The organism is Reichenbachiella sp. (assembly GCF_039941815.1).
GTDB lineage: Bacteria > Bacteroidota > Bacteroidia > Cytophagales > Cyclobacteriaceae > Reichenbachiella.
The window spans coordinates 1-1,052 of sequence record NZ_JBDVDW010000016.1; the positions used below are offsets into that span (position 1 = coordinate 1).

General features: G+C 42.9%; 2 protein-coding genes. Both read left to right on the plus strand.

Annotated features, from left to right (window positions below):
* The first annotated feature begins 36 nt into the window (after positions 1 to 36).
* Positions 37 to 543 carry a hypothetical protein gene (locus ABJF11_RS02765; RefSeq protein WP_348117909.1) on the plus strand — a complete coding sequence of 169 codons (507 nt, stop codon included), beginning with the start codon at positions 37 to 39 and terminating at the stop codon, positions 541 to 543.
* Between the two features lie 162 nt (positions 544 to 705).
* Positions 706 to 831 carry a hypothetical protein gene (locus ABJF11_RS02770; RefSeq protein WP_348117910.1) on the plus strand — a complete coding sequence of 42 codons (126 nt, stop codon included), beginning with the start codon at positions 706 to 708 and terminating at the stop codon, positions 829 to 831.
* Positions 832 to 1,052 lie beyond the last annotated feature (221 nt).

The window sequence follows — 1,052 nt, forward strand, 5'->3', positions numbered from 1 at the left end:
AGTAGTGGAAGATAAGGTGAACCCGGTAAATTTCAGATGGACGTGGGGAAGGTTGGATTGCCGATTGTAGACCAGTATACGTACCTTGGCGTAGAGATCTCAAAAGACTGCTCTTGGGATACACATATAGCAAAAGTAATAGGAAAGGGTAAAGCACAAGTAGGCAAGATGGATGCGATCCTAACAGACCCGAACCTTGACACTAGGATTAAGAGATGTATCTTGATGAATGTGATAGTACCAAAGCTAGAATATGCAGGAGAAGTATGGGAAGGGAACGCGAAACTCGTAAAACAGTTGGAAACAGTACAAATGACAGCAGCTAAAAAAATCCTAAGATGCTCAAGTACGACTAGTAATACAGTATTAAGAGCAGAACTGGGAATGCGCCCACTCAAGACAAATAGAGACATGAGAAAGTTGAACTGGCAATATAAAGTAAGAAACATGCCAAAAAAGAGGTTGCCAGCCATAGTTGATAGAGCTGTATGGGAGAAAGTAACAAAGAGGGCGAGCTGGAATAAGGTGGGATGGCGTAGTTGAGAAAGTATGGAAGGATATAGGGGGGAACCAAGAAGAGATGATGTCCGCCAGGAAGTTTGGGAGATTCAAGGCAAGAAGTAGAAGAAAGGATAGAAAGAAGGGAAAGGCTAGCGCGAAAACACAAGGTGAAATCGGAAAGACACTTAAGAGATATACGGGGGGATGAAGCGAAGAGATAGGAATGAAAACGTATTTGCACGACCCAGTGGACTTATCGAAAACGCTGAAAGTGCGCTTTCGTCTGGGGGACCTAAACCTGCCAGAAAGAAGAAAGAGGTATACCAGTAGGCGGGAGAAGAAGGAAGTAGATGCACAGGTGTGCCCGTGTGGCAAAGCAATAGAGAGTGGAACTCACATATGTGAAGGAATATACCTACTGAGCTACAGGGATAAAATATCAATCGACTATTACGGGTGTCCATAGTTAATAGGACCTATGATATACATAAAACCTATATATTTACCTATTTTTTCTGACAAAATTTGGTCCCATTAACTATGGACCCCCG

Bases quoted from the DNA above. Each gene is read 5' to 3' on its own strand.
- ABJF11_RS02765 (WP_348117909.1), top strand. From the start codon at position 37: ATGGACGTGGGGAAGGTTGGATTGCCGATTGTAGACCAGTATACGTAC.
- ABJF11_RS02770 (WP_348117910.1), top strand. From the start codon at position 706: ATGAAGCGAAGAGATAGGAATGAAAACGTATTTGCACGACCCAGTGGA.